The sequence below is a fragment of the Oleiphilus sp. HI0066 genome, assembly GCF_001635725.1.
This window is the reverse complement of the sequence record NZ_LWFH01001688.1, coordinates 1-1,137: the sequence shown is the minus strand read 5'-3', so window position 1 is coordinate 1,137 and position 1,137 is coordinate 1. Positions and strand designations below refer to the sequence as shown.

Genomic DNA, 1,137 nt, shown 5'->3' with positions numbered 1-1,137 from the left:
TTTGATCTCTTTAATCATGTTCGGCACATCTTTCTTCAAGTGTCGGCCTGTCGCGAAAAATAAGGGGAGAACCTGTATTTGCTCGTATCCCTCGCTCGCAGCGTGTGCACAAACGTCTTGCAGGCTAGGCTCGCTTAGCTCCATAAAGGCTAAGTCGGCTTGATCAAATTGCTCGCGCAATGTTTTTGTCATATCAAAAAAGGCGTCGGACCAACTCGTATTACTGCTTCCGTGAGCCAAAAGAATAATTTTTGTCTTCATGTATTTTCCTGAAAGTAGTTCTGCTCGACGCTACGGATGAATCGTCATGTCCGATTAGTTTCATGAGTTATATTGGGTATTCCGTGCGCGATGAACCATCAACTCTGGTATCTGAACACAGTATTCTATATTTTGAATACCCGCAGAGGCTAGGCATAGATTAAAATGCTCGCGCTACAACAAATGTTTTAGGAATTGGTTATGAGTTTCAAGGGTACAAACGAATACGTCGCTACTAGTGATCTTCAAATGGCTGTTAATTCGGCGATTACATTGCAAAAACCTCTACTAATTAAAGGTGAGCCTGGCACGGGTAAGACCATGCTTGCTGAGCAGTTAGCAAAATCCCTAGACGCTCGTTTGATTCAGTGGCATATCAAATCAACCACGAAAGCGCAGCAAGGTTTGTACGAGTACGATGCAGTATCTCGCCTACGTGACTCTCAGCTTGGTGTCGATAAAGTACACGACATTTCTAACTACATTGTGAAGGGTAAACTGTGGGAAGCATTCGAGGCAGAAGAGCGTGTCATTCTGTTGATCGATGAAATCGACAAAGCTGATATTGAGTTTCCAAATGACCTCTTACTTGAGATCGACAAAATGGAGTTTTATGTTTACGAAACACAAGAGCGAATCGTTGCTAAAAATCGCCCAATTGTTCTCATCACGAGTAATAACGAAAAAGAACTGCCTGATGCATTCTTGCGCCGCTGCTTCTTTCACTATATTGATTTCCCTGATGCCGAAACCATGCAGAAAATCGTTGAAGTGCATTATCCAGACATCAAAAAAGAGCTTCTTAGAGATGCTTTAGACGTGTTCTTCGACGTGCGTAAGGTACCAGGCCTTAAGAAGAAACCATCTACTAGTGAA

Annotated in this window: 2 protein-coding genes; one reads left to right on the top strand and one right to left on the bottom strand. The window is 42.8% G+C overall.

Features of this window, described 5'->3' with window-relative positions:
- The coding region (locus A3738_RS26365) for a sirohydrochlorin chelatase (protein WP_068763966.1) at positions 1-261 on the bottom strand (261 nt) is incomplete at its 3' end.
- 201 nt (positions 262-462) lie between these two features.
- Here A3738_RS26365 and A3738_RS26360 point away from each other — a divergent pair.
- The coding region (locus A3738_RS26360) for a MoxR family ATPase (protein WP_068763965.1) at positions 463-1,137 on the top strand (675 nt) is incomplete at its 3' end.